Origin of the sequence: Streptomyces melanogenes (genome assembly GCF_014649795.1) — a bacterium.
In the GTDB taxonomy this organism is placed as follows: Bacteria; Actinomycetota; Actinomycetes; order Streptomycetales; family Streptomycetaceae; genus Streptomyces; species Streptomyces noboritoensis.
The window spans coordinates 186019-205909 of sequence record NZ_BMTS01000005.1 but is presented as its reverse complement, the minus strand read 5'-3'; the positions used below and the strand labels follow the sequence as shown (position 1 = coordinate 205909).

At 73.6% G+C, this 19891-nt stretch carries 20 protein-coding genes and 7 tRNA genes; 17 read left to right on the top strand and 10 right to left on the bottom strand.

Features of this window, described 5'->3' with window-relative positions; translation table 11 throughout:
- The first annotated feature begins 46 nt into the window (after positions 1-46).
- From cbiE to IE252_RS13310, 4 genes are all read left to right on the top strand, one after another.
- Positions 47-1264, top strand: coding sequence for a precorrin-6y C5,15-methyltransferase (decarboxylating) subunit CbiE (gene cbiE / locus IE252_RS13325; RefSeq protein ID WP_190089811.1), 1218 nt, complete (start codon positions 47-49; stop codon positions 1262-1264).
- Between the two features lie 336 nt (positions 1265-1600).
- On the top strand, positions 1601-5089 hold the full coding sequence (gene cobT, locus IE252_RS13320) for a nicotinate-nucleotide--dimethylbenzimidazole phosphoribosyltransferase (protein WP_190089584.1): 3489 nt from the start codon (positions 1601-1603) through the stop codon (positions 5087-5089).
- A gap of 143 nt (positions 5090-5232) precedes the next feature.
- Positions 5233-6462 carry a uroporphyrinogen-III C-methyltransferase gene (gene cobA, locus IE252_RS13315; protein ID WP_190089583.1) on the top strand — a complete coding sequence of 410 codons (1230 nt, stop codon included), beginning with the start codon at positions 5233-5235 and terminating at the stop codon, positions 6460-6462.
- Positions 6463-6526: 64 nt separating this feature from the next.
- A complete protein-coding gene (locus IE252_RS13310) occupies positions 6527-7342 on the top strand; it encodes a TrmH family RNA methyltransferase (RefSeq protein ID WP_190089582.1) in 816 nt (271 codons plus the stop codon).
- A gap of 164 nt (positions 7343-7506) precedes the next feature.
- Here IE252_RS13310 and IE252_RS13305 read toward each other — a convergent pair whose 3' ends face one another.
- Positions 7507-8730, bottom strand: coding sequence for a serine/threonine-protein kinase (locus IE252_RS13305; RefSeq protein WP_190089581.1), 1224 nt, complete (start codon positions 8728-8730; stop codon positions 7507-7509).
- Between the two features lie 201 nt (positions 8731-8931).
- Here IE252_RS13305 and IE252_RS13300 point away from each other — a divergent pair, with 201 nt between their 5' ends.
- The 4 genes from IE252_RS13300 to IE252_RS13285 all read left to right on the top strand — a co-directional run bounded on the left by IE252_RS13300 (position 8932) and on the right by IE252_RS13285 (position 11235).
- Positions 8932-9198, top strand: coding sequence for a DUF8836 family protein (locus tag IE252_RS13300; RefSeq protein WP_190089580.1), 267 nt, complete (start codon positions 8932-8934; stop codon positions 9196-9198).
- A gap of 187 nt (positions 9199-9385) precedes the next feature.
- Positions 9386-9595: a hypothetical protein gene (locus IE252_RS13295; protein ID WP_190089579.1), complete on the top strand. Its 210-nt coding sequence runs from the start codon at positions 9386-9388 to the stop codon at positions 9593-9595.
- Positions 9596-9831: 236 nt separating this feature from the next.
- Complete coding sequence (locus IE252_RS13290; protein WP_190089578.1) at positions 9832-10857, top strand: phosphotransferase family protein; 1026 nt, start codon at positions 9832-9834, stop codon at positions 10855-10857.
- 60 nt (positions 10858-10917) lie between these two features.
- Positions 10918-11235, top strand: a complete 318-nt coding sequence (locus IE252_RS13285) for a TFIIB-type zinc ribbon-containing protein (protein WP_101387425.1) — start codon at positions 10918-10920, stop codon at positions 11233-11235.
- A gap of 81 nt (positions 11236-11316) precedes the next feature.
- Here the strand turns inward: IE252_RS13285 and IE252_RS13280 are convergent.
- The 5 genes from IE252_RS13280 to IE252_RS13260 form a co-directional block, all read right to left on the bottom strand.
- A tRNA-Val gene (locus tag IE252_RS13280) sits at positions 11317-11388 on the bottom strand.
- Positions 11389-11437: 49 nt separating this feature from the next.
- A tRNA-Val gene (locus IE252_RS13275) sits at positions 11438-11509 on the bottom strand.
- Between the two features lie 24 nt (positions 11510-11533).
- Positions 11534-11605 (bottom strand) — tRNA-Val (locus IE252_RS13270).
- A 1-nt stretch (position 11606) separates the two neighbouring features.
- A tRNA-Cys gene (locus IE252_RS13265) sits at positions 11607-11680 on the bottom strand.
- Positions 11681-11719: 39 nt separating this feature from the next.
- Positions 11720-11792 (bottom strand) — tRNA-Gly (locus tag IE252_RS13260).
- 179 nt (positions 11793-11971) lie between these two features.
- Between IE252_RS13260 and IE252_RS13255 the strand changes: the two genes are divergently transcribed.
- The 3 genes from IE252_RS13255 to IE252_RS13245 all read left to right on the top strand — a co-directional run bounded on the left by IE252_RS13255 (position 11972) and on the right by IE252_RS13245 (position 14750).
- Complete coding sequence (locus IE252_RS13255) at positions 11972-13018, top strand: chorismate-binding protein (protein ID WP_190089577.1); 1047 nt, start codon at positions 11972-11974, stop codon at positions 13016-13018.
- Positions 13019-13840 carry an aminotransferase class IV gene (locus tag IE252_RS13250; RefSeq protein ID WP_190089576.1) on the top strand — a complete coding sequence of 274 codons (822 nt, stop codon included), beginning with the start codon at positions 13019-13021 and terminating at the stop codon, positions 13838-13840.
- Between the two features lie 73 nt (positions 13841-13913).
- Positions 13914-14750, top strand: coding sequence for a GNAT family N-acetyltransferase (locus tag IE252_RS13245; protein ID WP_190089575.1), 837 nt, complete (start codon positions 13914-13916; stop codon positions 14748-14750).
- 3 nt (positions 14751-14753) lie between these two features.
- Here IE252_RS13245 and IE252_RS13240 read toward each other — a convergent pair whose 3' ends face one another.
- Complete coding sequence (locus IE252_RS13240) at positions 14754-15275, bottom strand: DsbA family protein (RefSeq protein ID WP_190089574.1); 522 nt, start codon at positions 15273-15275, stop codon at positions 14754-14756.
- A gap of 155 nt (positions 15276-15430) precedes the next feature.
- Between IE252_RS13240 and IE252_RS13235 the strand changes: the two genes are divergently transcribed.
- The gene (locus tag IE252_RS13235) at positions 15431-15877 is read left to right on the top strand and encodes a hypothetical protein (RefSeq protein WP_190089573.1); all 447 of its coding nucleotides are present in this window, start codon (positions 15431-15433) and stop codon (positions 15875-15877) included.
- Positions 15878-16274: 397 nt separating this feature from the next.
- Positions 16275-16454 carry a hypothetical protein gene (locus tag IE252_RS13230; protein ID WP_190089572.1) on the top strand — a complete coding sequence of 60 codons (180 nt, stop codon included), beginning with the start codon at positions 16275-16277 and terminating at the stop codon, positions 16452-16454.
- Positions 16455-16483: 29 nt separating this feature from the next.
- Here the strand turns inward: IE252_RS13230 and IE252_RS13225 are convergent, their stop codons facing one another.
- On the bottom strand, positions 16484-17041 hold the full coding sequence (locus IE252_RS13225; protein WP_190089571.1) for a CGNR zinc finger domain-containing protein: 558 nt from the start codon (positions 17039-17041) through the stop codon (positions 16484-16486).
- 207 nt (positions 17042-17248) lie between these two features.
- A complete protein-coding gene (locus IE252_RS13220) occupies positions 17249-17662 on the bottom strand; it encodes an SsgA family sporulation/cell division regulator (RefSeq protein WP_003987206.1) in 414 nt (137 codons plus the stop codon).
- A gap of 190 nt (positions 17663-17852) precedes the next feature.
- Between IE252_RS13220 and IE252_RS13215 the strand changes: the two genes are divergently transcribed.
- The 4 genes from IE252_RS13215 to IE252_RS13200 all read left to right on the top strand — a co-directional run bounded on the left by IE252_RS13215 (position 17853) and on the right by IE252_RS13200 (position 19079).
- A complete protein-coding gene (locus IE252_RS13215; RefSeq protein WP_190089570.1) occupies positions 17853-18263 on the top strand; it encodes a TIGR02611 family protein in 411 nt (136 codons plus the stop codon).
- 64 nt (positions 18264-18327) lie between these two features.
- A tRNA-Val gene (locus tag IE252_RS13210) sits at positions 18328-18399 on the top strand.
- 107 nt (positions 18400-18506) lie between these two features.
- Positions 18507-18968 carry an SRPBCC family protein gene (locus IE252_RS13205; RefSeq protein ID WP_190089569.1) on the top strand — a complete coding sequence of 154 codons (462 nt, stop codon included), beginning with the start codon at positions 18507-18509 and terminating at the stop codon, positions 18966-18968.
- A gap of 39 nt (positions 18969-19007) precedes the next feature.
- Positions 19008-19079 (top strand) — tRNA-Val (locus IE252_RS13200).
- 65 nt (positions 19080-19144) lie between these two features.
- Here the strand turns inward: IE252_RS13200 and IE252_RS13195 are convergent.
- Positions 19145-19870, bottom strand: a complete 726-nt coding sequence (locus tag IE252_RS13195; RefSeq protein WP_190089568.1) for a 3'-5' exonuclease — start codon at positions 19868-19870, stop codon at positions 19145-19147.
- Between the last annotated feature and the right edge of the window lie 21 nt (positions 19871-19891).

Below are 19891 nucleotides of genomic sequence, written 5' to 3'. Positions count from 1 at the left end.
CACCGGGGCCGCCCCGACCTGCGACAACTCCAGGAGACTGACGACGATGGCCGACCGCGTCACGGTGATCGGCTGGGACGGCTCGCCGCTCACCCCGGCGGCCAGGTCCGCGCTGTCCGCCGCCACCCTGGTGGCCGGCGCCGCCCACCACCTGGCGCTGCCCGAGGTGCCCCCGCGCGCCGAGCGGATCCGCCTCGGCAGCGTCGACCTCGCCGCCCGCCGCATCGCCGGACACCGCGGCAGCGCGGTCGTCCTCGCCGACGGGGACCCCGGGTTCTTCGGCGTCGTCCGCACCCTGCGCGCCCCCGAGCACGGCCTGGAAGTCGAAGTGGTGCCCGCCGTCTCGGCGGTGGCCGCCGCGTTCGCCCGGGCCGGGATGCCCTGGGACGACGCCCAGATCGTCGTCGCCCACCGCCGCACCCTGCGCCGGGCCGTCAACGTGTGCCGGGCGCACACCAAGGTCGCCGTCCTCACCTCGCCGGGCGCCGGTCCCGCCGAGCTCGCCCTGCTCCTCGAAGGCGTCCACCGCACCTTCGTCATCTGCGAGGAGCTCGGCAGCGAGCGCGAACAGGTCACCGTCCTCACCTCCGACAAGGTCGCCGACCACGCCTGGCGCGACCCCAACCTGGTCATCGTGATCGGCGGCGGCCAGGGCGCCGTACCGGGCCCCGGCTGGATCGCCGGACGCGACCCGGGCCACCCGCAGCAGGTCCGCGGCTGGGCCCTGCCCGCGCACGAGTACGGGGACGACCTCGGCTCCGGAGAATCCGCCGGGCTGCGCGCCGCCCAGCTGGCCCGGCTCGGCCCGCGCACCGGCGACCTGGTCTGGGACATCGGCTGCGGCAGCGGGGCGCTGGCCGCCGAGGCCGCCCGGTTCGGGGCCGCCGTCATCGCCGTCGACGCCGACCCGGACGCCTGCGCCCGCACCGAGGCCGCCGCCCGCCGCTTCGGCGTCCAGGTCCAGGTGCGGGCCGGCCGCGCCCCGCACGTACTGGAGTCGCTGCCCGAGCCCGACGTCGTCCGCGTCGGCGGTGGGGGAGCGGAGGTCGTCTCCGCCTGCGCCGACCGCCGCCCGGAGCGGATCGTCGCGCACGCCGCCACCCGCGACGGCGCCGAGGCGATCGGAGCCGCCCTCGAAGCCGGCGGGTACGACGTGGAGTGCGCCCTCCTCCAGTCCGTGGAACTGGACGCGAGCGCCTGGTCGGAACGCGAACGCTCGGTCGCATTCCTGCTCTCCGGAAGGCGCCGGGAAAGGTCCCCGTGATCTCTCCGGCGTGTCGTCCGGGGTAGGCTGGCCGACTGTTGTACCGCACCGGGCCGTTCGGCGCTACGTTCGTCAATGTCCGGAATGGGGAACCGGTTTGGGGCCCTGTCGCGGTACGTCGGATCCCGGGGAAGCGCAACGTGGCGCACCCCACACGTTCCGTGGCCGAGACGGGGCGCCAGGTCGGCGATCTCCCGCGAGAATGCTTTGTGTTCGCGGGCCGTTCGCACCGCGCGGCGTGCCCGCTCGTTCTTGTTGACGGGTGCGGGGCGCTCGTTGCGTGGGCGGTCCCCGGGCGCAGGCCGAAGAAGCACTACAGATGGGCGAGGGGTACGCATGACTGACACCGGCCAGGTCCCGGGCGAGGGACTGCCGGAGGACGCAGGCATGGTGGAGCAGCCGGGCGTCCCCGCTCCCGGCGCGTACACCTTCCTCGACCCCTCCGACGGTTCGGCGCTCGGCGCGGACGACGACGACCTCCTGCTGATGCCGGGCGCCCAGGGCGCCTGGATCGACCCGCAGTCCGCGCCCGCCCCGCTCGCGGCCCCCGTGCCGGTGCCGACCCCGGTGCACGCCGCCCCCGCCCCGGAGCAGCCCGCCGAGCCCGGCGCCCACGAGGCCGGCGGCCGCGACTCCGGCTCGGTGGACCTGGGCGCCGTGCGCACCGCGTCCGCGCCGCCGCCCGCACGCCGCCCGCTGCACATGGGCCCGCCGGTGCCCGACGCCACCGGCGGTGTCGTCCGGTCCCTCGCCGACCGCGGACCGGCCGCCGGCGCCCCGGCGAACCCGGCCCCGGTGCGTACCCCCGGCCCGCCGACCACCGGCCCCGAATACCTGGACGTGCCCCGCGAGGAGGCGCCCGCGCCGCTGTCCGGCCCCCAGCTGAGCGAGCTCCCGCCGCAGGGTGCGACGCCGTGGGAGTCCGTGGCGCCGCAGGAGGCCGTGCAGGCCCCGGCGCCGCAGCCCGCGCCCGAGCCGCAGCAGGCCCAGCGGGTCCGCCGGCCCGAGCCCGTCCGGGCCGAGGCCGCCGCGCCGCAGGCCGTACAGCCCCAGCAGTCCCTTGCGCAGCCTGAGCCCCAGGAGTCGTCGAACGACCTGGTCAGCCCCGCAGAAACGGTCGTCCCGGAGGAGCTCGCGCCCGCCGGTGTGCCCGCCCACGCCGTGGCTGCCTCCGAGCAGCCGTCGCCGGTCATGGCACCGGTGCAGCCGGTCACGCCCGTGCTGCCGGTGGCGGCCGTTCAGCCGCCCGCCGTCGGTCAGTTCGTGCCGGTGGAGGGCTCGGTCCCGACCGGGCCGCACCTGGCCCCGTCGCCGGTGGAGCCGGTGGCCGCGCCTGTCGCCGAGCACGCGCCCGAGCCCGTCGCGGTGCCCGCCGCCGAGCCGGTGGCCGCGCCGGTCGTGGCCGCCATGCCTGCGGAGCCGTCGGCACAGGCCGCCCAGCCGCAGCCGGTGCAGCCCGCCCAGCAGTCCCAGCCCTCCCAGCCCGAGGCCGTGCAGCCGGAGCCGGTGGCCGAGGCGGTCGTCGAGCCCGTCGCGCCGATCGCCGTGGGCCCCGTGGTCGTGGAGGAGGCCGAGGACGCCGTGGCCGAGCCGGTCGCGCCCGCGCCCGAGCCGGTGGTCGTCGAGGCCCCGGTCGCCGTGGAGCCCGTGGCTGCCCCCGCGCCCGCCGAGCCCGTGGCCGAGGTGCAGGAGCAGGCCCAGGAGCAGATCCACGTCCAGGTGCGGGTCGAGGAGCCGGACGCGGCCGAGCCGCAGCCCGTGCCCGTCCCGGCCGTCGCGACGCCGGTCGTGCCCGTACCCCGCTCGGAGTCCCTCCCGGAGCCGCAGCCCGAGACGGTCCCGGCCGCCCCCGAGGCACCGGCGCCCGTGCTCGTCACGGACGAGCCCGAGCCCCTGGCCGCCGAGGCCGCGCCCGAGCAGCCCGCGCCCGTTCCCGTGATCATCGAGGACGACGAGGACGAGACCGAGGAGATCGCCCCGGCCGTCGCCGAAGCCGCCGAGGCCGTCGAGCAGGCCGAGCCGCTCCCGGCCGACGCCGCCCCGGAGGCCGAGAGAGCCGACGCCGACGACGAGGACGCCTTCGTCGAGGCGGGCGCCCCGGCCCCCGGTTACGCCGACGCCGAGCGCGAGGCCGTGCTGCGCGTGATGCGCGAGCGCCGCGACATCCGCAACGGCTTCCGCAGCGACCCCATCCCGCACGAGGTGCTGCTGCGCGTCCTGGAGGCCGCGCACACCGCCCCCAGCGTGGGCCACTCGCAGCCCTGGGACTTCGTGGTCATCCGGTCCGCCGAGACCCGCCGCACCATGCACGAGCTCGCCCAGCGCCAGCGCGACGCGTACGCGAAGTCGCTGCCCAAGGGCCGGGCGAAGCAGTTCAAGGAACTGAAGATCGAGGCCATCCTCGACACCCCGGTGAACATCGTGGTCACCGCCGACCCGACGCGCGGCGGCCGCCACACCCTGGGCCGCTACACCCAGCCGCAGATGGCCCCGTACTCCTCGGCGCTCGCCGTCGAGAACCTCTGGCTCGCCGCCCGCGCCGAGGGCCTCGGCGTCGGCTGGGTCAGCTTCTTCGACGAGCGCGAGATGGTCCGCGCGCTCGGCCTGCCCGAGCACCTGGAGGTCGTCGCCTACCTCTGCGTGGGGTACGTGGACGAGTTCCCCGAGGAGCCCGAGCTGATGCAGGCGGGCTGGTCCAAGCGGCGCCCGCTGTCCTGGGTGGTCCACGAGGAGACGTACGGCCGCCGCGCCCTGCCCGGCGAGGACCCGCACGACCTGCTCCAGGAGACCGTCGCCAACATCCGCCCGCTGGACGCCAAGGCGCTCGGCGAGGCGTGGGAGCGGCAGAAGCGGATGACCAAGCCGGCCGGCGCGCTCGGCATGCTGGAGATCATCTCCGCGCAGCTCAGCGGTCTGTCGCGCAAGTGCCCGCCGCCGATCCCGGAGCCCGCCGCCGTGGCGATCTTCGCGGGCGACCACGGGGTGCACGCCCAGGGCGTCACCCCCTGGCCGCAGGAGGTCACCGGCCAGATGGTGGCCAACTTCCTGGGCGGCGGCGCGGTCTGCAACGCGTTCGCCAACCAGGTCGGCGCCGAGGTCTGCGTCATCGACGTCGGCGTGGCCAGCGAACTCCCGGCCACCCCGGGCCTGCTGCCCCGCAAGGTGCGCCCCGGCACCGGCGACATGACCACCGGACCCGCCATGACCCGCGAGGAGGTCGTCGCCGCCGTCGAGGTGGGCATCGAGACCGCCCGCGACCTGGTGGCGGCGGGCAACAAGGCGCTGCTGACCGGCGAGATGGGCATCGCCAACACCACGGTGTCGGCCGCCCTGATCTCCCTCTATACGGGCGTGGACCCGGCCGAGGTCACCGGCCGCGGCACCGGCATCAACGACGAGACGCACGCCCGCAAGGTCGACGTGGTCCGCCGCGCCCTGGAGCTGCACAGCCCGGACCCGGCCGACCCGATCGGCGTCCTCGCCGGGATCGGCGGCCTGGAGCACGCGGCCATGGTCGGCTTCATCCTCGGCGGCGCCTCGCTGCGTACGCCGGTGATCCTGGACGGCGTGAGCGCGGGCGCGGCGGCCCTGGTCGCCCGGGCCATCGCACCGGAGGCCCTGGCGGCGTGCATCGCGGGCCACCGCAGCGCGGAGCCCGGCCACGTCGCGGCTCTGAACAAGCTGGGCCTGCGCCCGCTGGTCGACCTGGACCTGCGCCTGGGCGAGGGCACCGGCGCGCTGCTCGCGCTGCCGCTGGTGCAGAGCGCGGCCCGGGCGATGCACGAGGTCGCGACCTTCGACTCGGCCGGAGTTACCGAGAAGTAGCCACGGTCGTACCCGGCGTGCCCGCCCGTTCCGCAGTACGGAACGGGGGAGCGCGCCGGGCGACGGTCCGCAGACAATGGGGTCCGGGGCGACGCCCCGTCCTCCGACGACGCCCGCCGACGCCGCACCAGGAGCCACCCGCCATGGCAGAACACCCCGCGTACCCCGTAGGCCTGCGCCTCACCGGCCGCCGCGTCGTCGTCATCGGCGGCGGCCAGGTCGCCCAGCGCCGCCTCCCGGCCCTGATCGCGGCCGGCGCCGACATCGTCCTGGTCTCCCCGTCCGCCACCCCGTCCGTGGAGGCGATGGCGGACACCGGCGAGATCACCTGGCACCGCCGCCCGTACCAGGACGGCGACCTCGCGGACGCCTGGTACGCCCTGGTCGCCAGCAGCGACACCGAGGCCAACGGGCGGGCCTCCGCCGAGGCCGAGCGCCACCGCGTCTGGTGCGTGCGCTCCGACGACGCGACCCAGGCCACCGCCTGGACCCCGGCCACCGGCCGCAGCGAAGGCGTCACGGTCGCCGTGCTCACCGGCGGCGCCCCCGACCCCCGCCGCACCGCCGCCGTCCGCGACGCGGTCGTCGAGGGCCTGCGCGACGGCACCCTGGTCGCCCCGCACCACCGCACCCGTACGGCTGGCGTCGCCCTCGTCGGCGGCGGCCCCGGCGACCCGGACCTGATCACCGTGCGCGGCCGCCGGCTGCTCGCCGAGGCCGACGTGGTCATCGCCGACCGGCTCGGCCCGCGCGACCTGCTCGACGAACTCCCGCCGCACGTCGAGGTGATCGACGCGGCGAAGATCCCGTACGGCCGGTTCATGGCCCAGGAGGCCATCAACAACGCGCTGATCGAGCACGCCAAGGCGGGCAAGGCCGTCGTCCGGCTCAAGGGCGGCGACCCGTACGTCTTCGGCCGCGGAATGGAGGAGCTCCAGGCGCTCGCCGACGCGGGCATCCCGTGCACGGTCGTCCCGGGCATCTCCAGCTCCATCTCGGTGCCGGGCGCGGCCGGCATCCCGGTCACCCACCGGGGTGTGGCGCACGAGTTCACCGTGGTCAGCGGCCACGTGGCGCCCGACGACGCGCGCTCGCTCGTCGACTGGGAGGCGCTCGCCCGGCTGACGGGCACGCTGGTGATCCTGATGGGCGTCGACAAGATCGGCGCGATCGCCCGGACGCTGATCGCCCACGGCAAGAACCCCGACACCCCCGTCGCCCTCGTGCAGGAGGGCACCACCGCCGCCCAGCGCCGGGTCGACGCGACCCTCGCCACGGTGGGGGAGACTGTGACCACGCAGGACGTACGGCCGCCGGCCGTCATCGTGATCGGTGACGTCGTCGCCGTGGGCCCTGCCCGACCCACTACGTAACCCGCGGTAACGGATCTCGGTCCGGGCCGTTGGCACCACACCCAGGACAAGGCAGTATCACCCTGTGGCTGATCTCATCACCATCGACGACCCCGACGACCCGCGCCTGCGCGACTACACGGGCCTGACCGACGTCGAGCTGCGGCGCAAGCGCGAGCCCGCCGAGGGCCTGTTCATCGCCGAGGGCGAGAAGGTCATCAGACGCGCCAAGGACGCCGGTTACGAGATGCGGTCCATGCTGCTCTCCGCCAAGTGGGTCGACGTCATGCGCGACGTCATCGACGAGCTCCCGGCGCCGGTCTACGCGGTCAGCCCCGACCTCGCCGAGCGCGTCACCGGCTACCACGTGCACCGCGGCGCCCTCGCCTCGATGCAGCGCAAGCCGCTGCCCACGGCCGAGGAGATCCTGGCGACCAGCCGCCGGGTCGCGGTGATGGAAGCCGTGAACGACCACACGAACATCGGCGCCATTTTTCGCAGCGCGGCGGCCCTCGGCATGGACGCCGTGCTGCTCTCGCCGGACTGCGCCGACCCGCTCTACCGCCGCTCGGTGAAGGTCTCCATGGGTGCGGTCTTCTCCGTCCCGTACGCGCGGTTGGAGTCCTGGCCCAAGAGCCTGGCGACCGTACGAGAGGCGGGCTTCCGACTGCTCGCCCTCACCCCGGACGAGAAGGCCTCCGCCATCAACGAGGCGGCGCCCCACCGGCTGGACAAGGTGGCCCTGATGCTCGGCGCGGAGGGCGACGGCCTCTCCACCCAGGCCCTGGTCGCGGCCGACGAATGGGTCCGCATCCCGATGGCCCACGGCGTCGACTCACTCAACGTGGGCGCGGCGGCGGCGGTGGCGTTCTACGCGGTGGCGACGGGCAGACCGGAGTAGCGAGCCCCGCAGGGGCTTAAGGGGCGCGGGGCTGTGACATTTGCGGCTCCGCCGCGTGGGCGCGACCAGCGGGGTGATCGCCCCGCAGGGGCGTACTGAAGGGGCGCGGGGAACTGCGCGACCAGCCACAGTCAACCCGCAGCCGAAAGCCGGCCCGAAGAGCGCTACAGCTGCTGCGCCGCAGCGATCCCCAATGCCACGATCAGCGTGACGACGAAGAACACGATCAGCCGCTGGCGCAGCAGCCGAGGGTTGGCCGGGCGCAACCGCCCCGTGCCGGTCCGGGCACCCGGACGCGTACCGGGTCGGCCGTTGGTCCCATTGGTACGGCTGGCAGGGCGCGCACCGTTGCGAGGCGCGGGCGGCCGAGAGCCACCGGTGCGCGGCCCGCTGGGACGCGGCGCCCCCGACCGCTGACCCGCCCCCGTACCCCGGCCCGTGTCCGTGTAGCGCTGGGTGCGCTCATCGTGCTCGTACCGCTCGGTGCGCTCAGGCAGCCGTCCCGTGGGCCGGTCCGCCTCGGAGCGGTCGCGCTGGGCGGGCGGGCGCGCGTCCAGACCGCCGCCCTGCGCCTCCCGCGCCGCGATCTCCTTGAGCCGCATCGACAGCTGGAGCGTGCTCGGGCGCTCCTCCGGGTCCTTGGCCAGACAGGCCCGCACCAGCGGCGCCAGCGCGTCCGGCACCCCGTGCAGCTGCGGCTCCTCGTGGACGACGCGGTAGAGCATGACCTCCGAACTGCCGTGCCCGAAGGGCGAGTCGCCCATCGCCGCGTACGCCAGCGTCGCGCCCAGCGAGAAGACGTCCGTGGCGGGCGTGACCGCCGCGCCGCGCACCTGCTCGGGCGCGAGGAAGCCGGGCGAGCCCACCGCCGTGCCGACGTGGGTCAGCGTGGAGGCGCCGGTCGCCCAGGCGATGCCGAAGTCGATGATCCGGGGGCCCTTGGGGGAGAGCAGGATGTTGGACGGCTTGAGGTCCCGGTGCACCACACCGGCCTCGTGGACCGCCACCAGGCCCTCGGAGAGCGCGGCGCCGATCGCGGCGGTCTCGGCCGCGGCCAGCGGGCCCTCCTCGGCGACCTTGTCGTGGAGCGAGGGGCCCGGCACGTACTGCGTCGCGAACCAGGGGCGGTCGGCCTCCAGGTCGGCCGCGACCAGCCGGGCCGTGCAGCCGCCGCGGATGCGCCGGGCCGCCGACACCTCGCGGGCGAAGCGCGAGCGGAACTCCTGGTCCTCGGCGAGGTCCGGCCGGATCACCTTCAGCGCGACCCGCTGGCCGCGCCGGTCGGAGCCGAGGTAGACGACACCCATGCCACCCGCGCCGAGGCGCCGGTGGAGCCGGAACGAGCCGACGACACGCGGGTCCTCGCGCCGGAGCCGCATCATCGCCATTTTCATCCCCGCTGCCCGGTCCTGTTGACGTGGCACAGCTTACGTACCCCCGGGCCGGTGTGCTCATAGGCCGCGCCCTCGCGCACCCATCGATTGTCAGTGCCCGGTGGGAAACTTGAAGAGTGGTCAGCAACGCGCCGTGCGCGGCGCGCTGCCGGGAGCGCGCTCTCAATTGTTCGTCGCAGAAGGGGGATTGGATCGGTGAAGGGTGACCGAGTGGAGATAGTCGTGGACGCGGGTGACACGACACGGACGTACGAAGTGGTGGCAAGCCGGGCGGGTCGCAGGGTGGAGACGGCGGTCCGCAGAGGGGTGGTGGAAGTGAGCGAAGTCACCCGTAGCGGCACCGTGGTGCGCACCGCGCGCTTCATGGCGAACCGGGTCCTGGCCCTGGTAGAGCAGCCCGTCCCCAGGGAGGACGCGTCGGAGGCGCAGGCCCGTCCCCTCCGGGAAGACCCCAAGTCCTAGGACCCCGTCTCCACCCAGGGGAGTACGAGAGTGGGGACCCACTCATCCCCTGGGAGGCCCGGCAATCGGTACGAGGGCATGACGCCCGGCGTCCGCCGTTTCCCTACTGTTGAAGTCAAGCGGCGGGCGCAGCACTCGTCCCCCGAGGTCAGACGCCCGCCGCTGTCGATTCGACAGGAGAGGGACCATGGCGGACACGGCAACGCGGACGGTTCTCCGCACGCGAGGACGCAGGGCTTACGCCGCGGCGTTCGGCGCCCGCCGGTCCGGTCCGCGCCACCCCTTGGTGGCGACGGCCATGGCCCTTCCCCTGGCGGCCCTGCTGACAGTCGTCTTCGGCGGCTGGGACGCGGTGGTCACACAAGCGTCGTCCGTGGGCGTGATGCTGGGGCGCTGAGCGGCGCCTCGGACCCGGTAGAGCGGACCGGGTCGGGGACATCCGGCCATTTTCAGCCCCGTGGGGACGGGGGTGCGGCGGACGGCAGTGAAAAGGCGTTGCCCGGACGGCTGGGGAGCCGGCCGGGCAACGCCTTTTGTATGTGCCCGGTCTTTGTCTGCGGGCCGGTGGGGGCTGGTCGCGCAGTTCCCCGCGCCCCCTGGGGGTGCAGGCCGAGCCCGTACGCTGGGAGACCTATGTCCCCCTCACTCGTCGACACGCTGGCCGAAGCCGCTCGTACGGCGGCCGGGCACGAGCCTGGGGACGGGCTTCACACGCCCAGTACCGAGGTCCTCGCCGACCGGCCTGACGGGACCGTCGTCCGGCACGGGCACATCGTGGCCAAGGCGCATGCCCCTGACACGGACCTGGCCGCGCTCGACGTCCGCCTGGCCGTGGCCGCACACCCCCTCCTGCACGGAGTGCTGCTGGCCCCCCTCAAGCACGCCCCTGTAAGGGGCGCGGGGAACTGCGCGCCCAGCCCCCACCGGCCCGCAGACGAACACGCAGCCCTCCTACACAGCCGCCCCCTCACCCTCTGGCCCCACGGCACCCCCGTAGACCCCACGGACCCCGACAGCGCCCCCTGGGCAGAGGCCGGGCGGCTGCTGGCGGCCCTGCACCTGGTACCGACCGCCGCGCTGCCTGGGCCGCTGCCCGCCATGCGGGGCCCCGTCAAGGCCGCCAGGGCCGTGGCGCGGATGCGGGAAGCCGGGGTCCAGGGGACGGAGGCCGACCCCGTCCTGCGGGCCTGGGCCCAACTCCCCCCATGGGCCCGGGCCAAGACCCCATACCCCGGCCCGGTCCAGACCCCGCACCCCCGCCCGGCCGAGGGCACGCTCTGCCACGGCGACCTCCACCTCGGCCAGCTCATCCGGCACGCTCGCACCGGCGACTGGCTGCTCATCGACGTGGACGACCTGGGACTGGGCGAGCCCGCCTGGGACTTGGCGCGGCCGGCCGCCTGGTACGCGGCGGGCCTGCTCGACCCCGACGACTGGACCCGGTTCCTCGCCGCCTACCGGGAAGCGGGCGGTCCCGCCGTGCCCCCGGAGGGCGATCCCTGGCCCCAACTCGACGTTCCCGCGCGCGCCCTGACCGTACAGACGGCGGCCCTGGCCCTGGCCAAATGCGCGGGGGAGCGCCGCGTGCCGGACGAGGCGGAGCTGGCCATGATCGGGAGCTGTGCCCGAATCGCAGCACTCCCGCCCGAGTTCCCGTGACGGCGGCCGACGTAGGGTGCTGGTTGCCCATCGTAGAAACGGCGAGGAGTTGAGCCGGTCATGCAGTGTCCCAAGTGCCACGCACCGATGCACACGTACAACCGCAACGGTGTCCAGATCGAGCAGTGCAGCGGTTGCCGGGGGATCTTCCTCGACTACGGGGAGCTGGAGTCGCTGACCCGACTGGAGTCGCAGTGGGTGCAGCAGGCGCCGCCCGCTCCGCAGGCCTACCCCGCGCCCCCGGCCCCGCAGGGCTACCCGGCCCAGGCCCCGCACGCCCCGGCCTGGGGCGCCCCGCAGCACGGCGGCCACGGCGGTGGCCACTACGGCGGCCACAAGCGCCACAAGGGCTTCGGTCACATGCTCTTCTCGTCCTGAGCGGCGCGGCCCCACATGTCGGGGCCCCGTCCGCGCACGACGAAGCCCCCGGCCTTCGAGAAGGCCGGGGGCTCCGGGCTGTGCGCGATACTGGGATTGAACCAGTGACCTCTTCCGTGTCAGGGAAGCGCTCTCCCGCTGAGCTAATCGCGCGGGGTCGGTCAGAACCCTACAGGACGGTTCCGGACCGGGTGGTACTGCGTGCGCGATACTGGGATTGAACCAGTGACCTCTTCCGTGTCAGGGAAGCGCTCTCCCGCTGAGCTAATCGCGCGGGCAGATCTTCGAGAAGATCCAGTGGACGATACTGGGATTGAACCAGTGACCTCTTCCGTGTCAGGGAAGCGCTCTCCCGCTGAGCTAATCGTCCTTGGAGGTGGAGACGGGATTTGAACCCGTGTAGACGGCTTTGCAGGCCGTTGCCTCGCCTCTCGGCCACTCCACCAGGAGTGAGAGCAGGGGTTCGGGAAGATCCCCCACATCGAGCGGACGACGAGATTCGAACTCGCGACCCTCACCTTGGCAAGGTGATGCTCTACCAACTGAGCCACGTCCGCTTGTCGTTTCCGTTTCGCTTGCGCGTCCCGGCGACGTGTTGAACTCTAGCGGATTCCTGGGCCAGTACAAAAACGCGTTTCCGCAGCGTGCTGCGGTGTGCTCGGCCCGCACCCGGCGTCGCCCCTGGTCCGCGCCCGGTCCAGGGCGGCCGCATCGTCGCCCCCCTAGACTCACAACCGTGCATGACCTCGCTCCTCTGGCCCGTTTCGGCGGGCTCCTCGCCTCCGATCTCCGCGATGTGACCGCCGACCCGGAGGCGCTGGACTCCGCCGGGTTCTGGGCCGTCGCCGCCGACTTCGAGGGCCGTCTCGTCTGTGCCCGCTTCGCGGACGTACGGGTCGCCCCCGTCCCCGCGCCCGTCCCGGGCGCCTGGCGCGGGCCCGCCGCCGGTGACTGGGCGTCGTCCCTCGACCGCGCCGCGTACACCGCGGGCGTGCGCAGGATCCGCGAGCACATCGCGGCCGGCGAGGTCTACCAGGCGAACCTCTGCCGCGTACTGACCGCGCCACTGCCCGACCTGGCCGCCGCCGACGTCGACGCGCTCACCGCACTGCTCGCCCGGGGCAACCCCGCCCCCTATGCCGGAACGATTCGGCTGCCCGCGCACGGCGTGGAGATCGCCACCGCCTCGCCCGAGCTCTTCCTGCGGCGTACGGGCCGGGTCGTGGAGTCCGGACCCATCAAGGGGACCGGCCGCACGGCCGAGGACCTCCTGGAGAAGGACCACGCCGAGAACGTGATGATCGTCGACCTGGTCCGCAACGACCTGGGGCGGGTCTGCGCCACCGGCTCGGTCACCGTGCCCGAGCTCTGCGCGGTCGAGCCGCACCCCGGCCTGGTCCACCTCGTCTCGACCGTCCGCGGGGAACTGCGCGAGGGAGCGGGGTGGAAGGAGCTGCTCGACGCCTCCTTCCCGCCCGGCTCGGTCACCGGGGCGCCCAAGTCCAGCGCGCTGCGGATCATCGAGGCCCTGGAGACCGCCCCGCGCGGCCCCTACTGCGGCGGCATCGGCTGGGTCGACGCCGACCGGGGCACGGCCGAGCTCGCCGTCGGCATACGCACCTTCTGGATCGACCGCCCCCACGGCGTGCTCCGCTTCGGCACCGGCGCCGGCATCACCTGGGGCTCGGACCCCGAGCGGGAGTGGGCCGAGACCGAGCTGAAGGCGTCACGGCTCCTCGCGGTAGCGTCGGGCGCGTACACGCAGAGTGGAAGGACCGCGTAAATGCAGATCTGGGTGAACGGCGGGCTGCGGGACGCCGACGCCGCGCAGGTGTCCGTCCTCGACCACGGCATGACCGTGGGCGACGGCATCTTCGAGACGGTGAAGGCGGAGAAGGGGACGACGTTCGCGCTCACCCGCCACCTCGCCCGGCTGACCCGCTCGGCCCGCGGCCTCGGGCTGCCCGACCCCGATCTGGACGAGGTCCGCCGCGCCTGCGCCGCCGTGCTCGACGCCAACCCGGTCGCGCTCGGCCGGATGCGGATCACCTACACCGGCGGCCTCTCCCCGCTCGGCTCCGAGCGCGGCGACACCGGCCCGACGCTGGTCGTGGCCGTCGGCGAGACCTCGCGCCGCCCCGACACCACCGCCGTGGTCACCGTCCCCTGGACGCGCAATGAGCGCAGCGCCGTCGCCGGGCTCAAGACCACCTCGTACGCCGAGAACGTCGTCGCGCTCGCCCGCGCCCACCAGCACGGGGCCACCGAGGCGCTCTTCGGCAACACCGTCGGCGCGCTCTGCGAGGGGACCGGCTCCAACGTCTTCGTCGTCGTCGACGGACAGCTGCACACCCCGCCGCTCGCCTCCGGCTGCCTCGCCGGGATCACCCGCGAACTGGTCGTGGAGTGGACCGGTGCCCAGGAGACCGACCTGCCGCTCGACGTGCTCGCCTCCGCCGACGAGGTCTTCCTGACCTCCACCCTGCGGGACGTCCAGGCGGTGCACCGGGTCGACGGCCGGGAGCTGACGGGCACGCCGGGGCCGGTCACCGCCAAGGCGATGCGCGTCTTCGACGAGCGGGCCGCCTCCGACCTCGACCCGTAGAGACCGCGAGCGAGCGGTTCCGGCCCGGCAAAACCCGGTGACGGACGGCGGCCCGGCCGGTACAACGGCCTTGATGACCACCACCATTCGGCCGACCGGGCCGCTCCAGCAGGGCGCCGACGGCGCCGCCTCCCGTACCTACGACGTCTGTGTCAACAGCAGACGCGTCGGCACCATCACCGTCGCCACCGACCCGGCTTTCGGCCGCGCCATGGGGGTGATCAGCGGGCTGCGCGTCGACGAGCCCGACCGGGGGCGCGGGCGGGGGACCGTCGCCGCGCTCGCCGCCGAGGAGGTGCTGCGCGGCTGGGGCTGCACCCAGGTACGCGCGGCGGTGCCCGCGGATGCCGTGGCGGCCCTGCGCCTCGCCGACGCGCTCGGCTACACCGAACGCAGCCGCAACATGGCCAAACGGCTGCCCGCCGAGCCGCCCGCCCTGCCCGTCTCGGTCACCGGGCGCCCGATGACCGAGGCCGAGTACACCGTCTGGCACCACGACGAGCAGGAGAACTACGCCCGCAGCTGGATCGCCCGGGGCGTCCCGGCAGACCAGGCCCGCGCCAAGGCCGAGGCCGACCACCGCGGCCTGCTGCCGGACGGCCTGGCGACGCCCGGCGTCCACCTGGAGGTGCTGGTCAGCGGCGACTTTGTGGTCGGGCACGTCTGGGTCGCCCGCAAGGAGCTGGAGACGGGTCCCGCCGCCTACGTCTACGACGTGGCGGTCGCCGAGGAGCACCGGGGCCGGGGCCACGGCCGGGCCCTGATGCTGCTGGCCGAGCGGGCGGCGCTGGCCGACGGCATGTCCACGCTGGCCCTGCACGTCTTCAGCGACAACACCCCGGCCGTGCGGCTGTACGAGTCGCTGGGGTACGAGCCGACGGAGTACAACCGGGCCAAGGCACTCCTGTAGGGATCAGGCGCCCAGCAGCCGGTCCGCGATCTCCTCGATGCGGGTCCGCAGGCCCTCCTGGCTCTTGCCGCCGTCCAGGCGCTCCCCGTCGATGACGTACGTGGGCGTGCCGGTGACGCCGATCGCCTTGCCCTCGGCCTGGTCGGCGTCGACGATCAGCAGGTGCCGGCCGTCGACGAGGGCGGTGTCGAACTCCTCGGCGTCCAGGCCGAGTTCCCGCGCGGTGTCGAGCAGTACGCGCTCTCCCCGCTCGCCGAGCTCCTCGGTGCGGGCGAGCACCGCCTCCACGTACGGCCAGCCCTGCCCCTGCTCGAACGCCTCCTCGGCGGCCTGGGCGGCGGCGTAGGCGTGCTTGTGCTTCTCCAGCGGGAAGTGCCGCAGCCGGATGTCCAGCCGGTCGCCGTAGCGGGCCCGCAGGGCGCGGACGTCGTCGAGGGCGGCATGGCAGTCGGGGCACTGGAGCTCGCACCACACGTCGAGGACGACGGGGGCGGAGCCGGGGGTTTCGGGGGTGGTCTCGGTCATGGGGCCAGTCTTCCAGCCCCGCCCGACGGGCCCCAACCGGGACCTGGGGAGGATCCGCCCCCGAGATCTCCCTGATGTCCTGGCGCACCGTGGCCCGGACGGCCCGCTCCGGTGCAGGATGGAAGGGCCACACCCCCCATGTCTGGAGGAACCGGATGCTTGCCGAGACCGTCTGCTCCGCCGCGTCCGCGGCCGGACTGGGCATCGCCGTCGTCACGGCGTACCGCAAGCGCTTCCTGTCGGCCACGCGGATCGCCGCCTACTCGCTGGTCCCCGTCGCCCTGGTCATGACCGGTGTCGTGGGATGGGTGTCCGGCATCGTGTTCAAGCCGAGCGTCTGGGCGGGCTTCGGCCTGCTCGGCATCGCCTGGCTGCTCTTCTCGGCCACCCGCTTCGTGGAGCGGCGCTCCGAGGGCGGCACCCGCAAGGAGCGCAGGGCGGCCGAGGCAGCCGGGGGAGAGGCGATCGCCCCCAAGGCCTCCGCGCCCTCCCTGGGCGCCGGGCGCCGAGCCGCCCAGCCCGCCCCCAAGGCGAAGGGCAAGTCCGGCGGCGCCGAGGACTTCAGCGACATCGAGGCGATCCTGAAGAAGCACGGCATCTGAGCCACGCCCCCCGCGAGCCGCGCCTTCGCCGGTGCGAACGCCCGGATACGGAACCCCGGTACGGGACCCCGGGCGCGATGCGGAACCCGGCGCGGAATCTGAAAGAGCGTCGGAATCTGACCCTCCGTAACTTCCCGTGACCGGCCTGACCGGGGAATTCCCGTGGTCGCGAATTCCCTTACGCGGAATTCCAGTTGGGGTGAATTCCGGCCGAGTGGCGGGAGCGCTCCCATGACTCCTTCCCGACCCCGCCGCGAATTTCCCGCCGGGCGTCCGTCCGGCGCCGGTCCAGGCGGCACCCGGTGCCGGGCCCGCGCGGCAAGATCGAGGTAACTCCCCCTGCGGGTGGGCGTGTTGGCGCCCCGTCGCGCCGTCGCTGGTCCATCATCACCCCGAGATGCTGGACACTTCCCCGGGGCACGTCCCCGCGCCGCCCGAAGAGCCGCACGCCGCGCCCCCGTCCGACGAGCCGCGCGGCTGTCTCTTCGCCCTTTCGCAGCCACCCCTGATGATCTTCCTCGGGGTGATCGGCTGCCTGCTGCTCATGGCGGCCCTGCACGATCTGTACCTGCTGTGACAGGGCGTACGGGAGCGTCAGGCCGGGTCTCAGCCCGCGGCTTCCTTGCGCCGGGCCCGGTAGGCGGCCACGTGCAGCCGGTTCCCGCAGGTGCGGCTGTCGCAGTAGCGGCGCGAGCGGTTGCGCGAGAGGTCCACGAAGGCCCGCCCGCAGTCCGGCGCCTCGCACCGGCGCAGCCGCTCCTGCTCGCCCGCCACCACGATGAACGCCAGCGCCATCCCGCCGTCGGCGGCCAGGTGGTCCGCGATCGAGGCGCCGGGCGCGAAGTAGTGCACGTGCCAGTCGTAGCCGTCGTGGTCGGTGAGCTGGGGCGTGGTGCCCGCCTCCGCCACGATCTCGTTCACCAGACCGGCGGCCGCCCGGGCGTCCGCCGCCTCGAAAACACCCGCGAAACGGCCCCGTACGGTCCGTACGCCGGAGAGGTCGCGCGCCGTGAGGCTCTCGACGCCGCTGATGTCGTGGTCCCGTACGAAGCCGTACAGCGCCTCGACGTCGGCGAGCCGGTCGGGCTCCTCGCTCTCCGGCGAGGTGTTCACCAGATCGACCACCATGTCGAGGGCGATCCGGGTGTCGTGAGGGATCAGCACGATTCGCTCCCTGGCCTGCTGCGGGCCGGTGCCCGCCGATGCCCGGTGACTCTAGCGGCTCGGGCGCGAGCGCACCGGCGCCCGTCCCGCGAGGGTGTTCGCGGGACGGGCGCCGGTGGGGTGCCTATGCGGTGGGCGTTCCTATGCGGATGTCCGCGCGGCGCCGTCTCCCCGAGTCGGACGGCGCCGTGCGGCTCTCGGTCTGGCTCAGTTCTCCGCCAGGATGTGCGAGAGCTCCGTGTCCAGATCGAAGTGACGGTGTTCGGTGCCCGGTGGCACCGCGGCATCCGTCCGCTTGAGGAACGACTCCAGAGCCCGCGCCGGGGCTTCGAGCAGGGCCTCTCCTTCCGGGGAGCTGAGGGCGATGCAGACGACGCCCTGGCCGTGACTGCGCGATGGCCAGACTCTGACGTCTCCGGTACCGGTGGGCCGGTGCAGGCCCTCGGCGAGAAGGTCGCGGGCGAACACCCACTCGACGGTCTCCTCGGCTCCGGTGTGGAAGGTGGCGTGCACGGCGTAGGGATCGGCCGTGTCATACCGCAGGCCCGCGGGTACAGGCAGTGAGGACTCGCTCGACACAACGAGGCGCAGGTGCAGCTCGCAGCTGACCGTGGTGTTCATAAGCGCCAGGGCCTTTCGCTCAGTGTGCGCTCGGGGATTCGCACGTCGGCGAAATCGACATGCCACCTACGGTGCCGTTGTAAACCCCTCTGGCCGTTTTGCGGTCGTTCAGGTAGCTCGTACGGCGGAGTATTACTTTGGGTTATGCGGCCATTCTGGTGAGGGGATGCGGTCAGGTAGGTTGGACCGCATGAATACGGGGAGTGACGAGCAGGCCGGTGCGCCGGAGGCGGTCCTCGGATCGCGCGCGCCCGCCTTCATCAAGGCGTCCAGGCCGCTGCACCTGAGCTGGCAGGTCGGCGTCTTCATCGTGGGCCTCGCGGTCGTGGTCGCGGGCATCATCATGCTTCCGCTGCCGGGACCGGGCTGGCTGGTGATCTTCGGTGGCATGGCGATCTGGGCGACCGAGTTCGTCTGGGCCCAGCTGGTGCTGCGCTGGACCAGGCGCAAGGTGACCGAGGCCGCCCAGCGGGCCCTCGACCCCAAGGTGCGGCGGCGCAACATCATCCTGACGGCCATCGGCCTGGCGATCGTGGCGGCGCTCGCCGCGGTCTACCTCTGGAAGTTCGGCCTCGTCATGCCGTGGAAGATCAACGAGTGACGAGCGGGACCGGCCACCATGGTCAAACGCCCCGCTGACATGCGGTAATGTTTGCGGTGCGCCCGGGCGATTAGCTCAGTGGGAGAGCGCTTCGTTCACACCGAAGAGGTCACTGGTTCGAACCCAGTATCGCCCACCCGGACCGAAGGCCCGGAGATCGACAACGATCTCCGGGCCTTCGGCGTTCCCGGAAGCCCGCACACCTCCCGGTGTACTTCCCGCTCCCCGGCGCAGACTTGAACCATGAAGCCGAGAACCGCGGGCTGGAGCCACTACCGGTTCCGCAGCGTCTGGCACCTGCCCGCCCCGCCCGCCGCCGTCTACGCGGTCCTGGAGCGCGCCGAGGGCTACCCCCACTGGTGGCCGCAGATCCGCGAGGTGACCGCCGTCGACGAGCGCACCGGCATCGCCAGGTTCCGCTCCGTCCTTCCGTACGACCTGGTCGTCACCGCCCGCGAGCGGCGCCGCGACGAGGCGGCCGGCGTCCTGGAAGTCGCCATGAGCGGCGACCTGGACGGCTGGGCCCGCTGGACCCTGAGCGCGTACGACGGCGGCACGCGCGCGGTGTACGAGCAGGAGGTCGAGGTGCGCAAGCCCCTGATGCGGCGGCTCGCCGTCCCCGGGCGCCCCGTCTTCCTCGCCAACCACGCCCTGATGATGCGCGCCGGCCGGCGGGGACTGACCGCCGTCCTGAACGGAGTTTGAACCCAGGCCGCCCGGGCCTGTATGGTTCAGTCCGTTCCCGGGCGATTAGCTCAGTGGGAGAGCGCTTCGTTCACACCGAAGAGGTCACTGGTTCGAACCCAGTATCGCCCACCGGGAGAAGGCCGGTCCGTCATCGACGGACCGGCCTTTCCGCATGTACGGGACCTGTACGGGCGTCACGCCGCCGCGGGCAGCTCGGGCCGCAGCGGCCACGCCGGGTCCACTTCCTCCGGCGTCCCGTTGCGCGTGAACCACGCCTGCAGGCCCCGCGCCTGGGCCGCGTGCCAGCCCGTCTGCAAGGCGTGGATCTCCGCCGGGGTCAGCCGTTCGAGCCGCGCCGCGAACCGGCGCCCCACCGCCCGTACGACCTCGAGCGCCGCCAGCGCGTCCGCCGCCGCGTCGTGCGCGCCCTCCAGCTCCACCCCGTAGTGCGCGCACAGATCCGTGAGGGTGCGGCGCCCCTTGCGGTAGCGGTCCAGATGCTTGTCCAGGACCCGCGGATCCAGGACCCGCAGCGGCGCCCCGTCCAGATAGCGCGCCAGCGACGAGGCCCGGTGCCGCCTCAACTCCCGGTCCAGCAGCGTCAGGTCGAACGGCGCGTTCATCACCACCAGCGGCCGCCCCGCCGCGCACTCCTCCGCCAGCGCCCTGGCCACCTCCTCCATCACCGGCGCCGGCCACCGCCCGTTCAACTGGAGGTGCTCGTCGGTGAGCCCGTGCACGGCGGTCGCGCCCTCCGGCACGGATATGCCCGGGTTCACCAGCCAGCGCGTCGCCCGCGGCCGCGAACCCGGCCCGTCCTGGACCACCAGGGCGGCCGACACTATGCGGTCCCGCTCCACGTCCACGCCCGTCGTCTCGGTGTCGAATGCGGCCAGGGGGCCTTCGTACCAGCACGTCATGGTTCAACTCCCTTTGTGCCC

Bases quoted from the DNA above. Each gene is read 5' to 3' on its own strand.
- cbiE (WP_190089811.1), top strand. From the start codon at position 47: ATGGCCGACCGCGTCACGGTGATCGGCTGGGACGGCTCGCCGCTCACC.
- cobT (WP_190089584.1), top strand. From the start codon at position 1,601: ATGACTGACACCGGCCAGGTCCCGGGCGAGGGACTGCCGGAGGACGCA.
- cobA (WP_190089583.1), top strand. From the start codon at position 5,233: ATGGCAGAACACCCCGCGTACCCCGTAGGCCTGCGCCTCACCGGCCGC.
- IE252_RS13305 (WP_190089581.1), bottom strand. From the start codon at position 8,730: ATGGCGATGATGCGGCTCCGGCGCGAGGACCCGCGTGTCGTCGGCTCG.
- IE252_RS13295 (WP_190089579.1), top strand. From the start codon at position 9,386: ATGGCGGACACGGCAACGCGGACGGTTCTCCGCACGCGAGGACGCAGG.
- IE252_RS13290 (WP_190089578.1), top strand. From the start codon at position 9,832: ATGTCCCCCTCACTCGTCGACACGCTGGCCGAAGCCGCTCGTACGGCG.
- IE252_RS13285 (WP_101387425.1), top strand. From the start codon at position 10,918: ATGCAGTGTCCCAAGTGCCACGCACCGATGCACACGTACAACCGCAAC.
- IE252_RS13250 (WP_190089576.1), top strand. From the start codon at position 13,019: ATGCAGATCTGGGTGAACGGCGGGCTGCGGGACGCCGACGCCGCGCAG.
- IE252_RS13245 (WP_190089575.1), top strand. From the start codon at position 13,914: ATGACCACCACCATTCGGCCGACCGGGCCGCTCCAGCAGGGCGCCGAC.
- IE252_RS13240 (WP_190089574.1), bottom strand. From the start codon at position 15,275: ATGACCGAGACCACCCCCGAAACCCCCGGCTCCGCCCCCGTCGTCCTC.
- IE252_RS13235 (WP_190089573.1), top strand. From the start codon at position 15,431: ATGCTTGCCGAGACCGTCTGCTCCGCCGCGTCCGCGGCCGGACTGGGC.
- IE252_RS13230 (WP_190089572.1), top strand. From the start codon at position 16,275: ATGCTGGACACTTCCCCGGGGCACGTCCCCGCGCCGCCCGAAGAGCCG.
- IE252_RS13220 (WP_003987206.1), bottom strand. From the start codon at position 17,662: ATGAACACCACGGTCAGCTGCGAGCTGCACCTGCGCCTCGTTGTGTCG.
- IE252_RS13215 (WP_190089570.1), top strand. From the start codon at position 17,853: ATGAATACGGGGAGTGACGAGCAGGCCGGTGCGCCGGAGGCGGTCCTC.
- IE252_RS13205 (WP_190089569.1), top strand. From the start codon at position 18,507: ATGAAGCCGAGAACCGCGGGCTGGAGCCACTACCGGTTCCGCAGCGTC.
- IE252_RS13195 (WP_190089568.1), bottom strand. From the start codon at position 19,870: ATGACGTGCTGGTACGAAGGCCCCCTGGCCGCATTCGACACCGAGACG.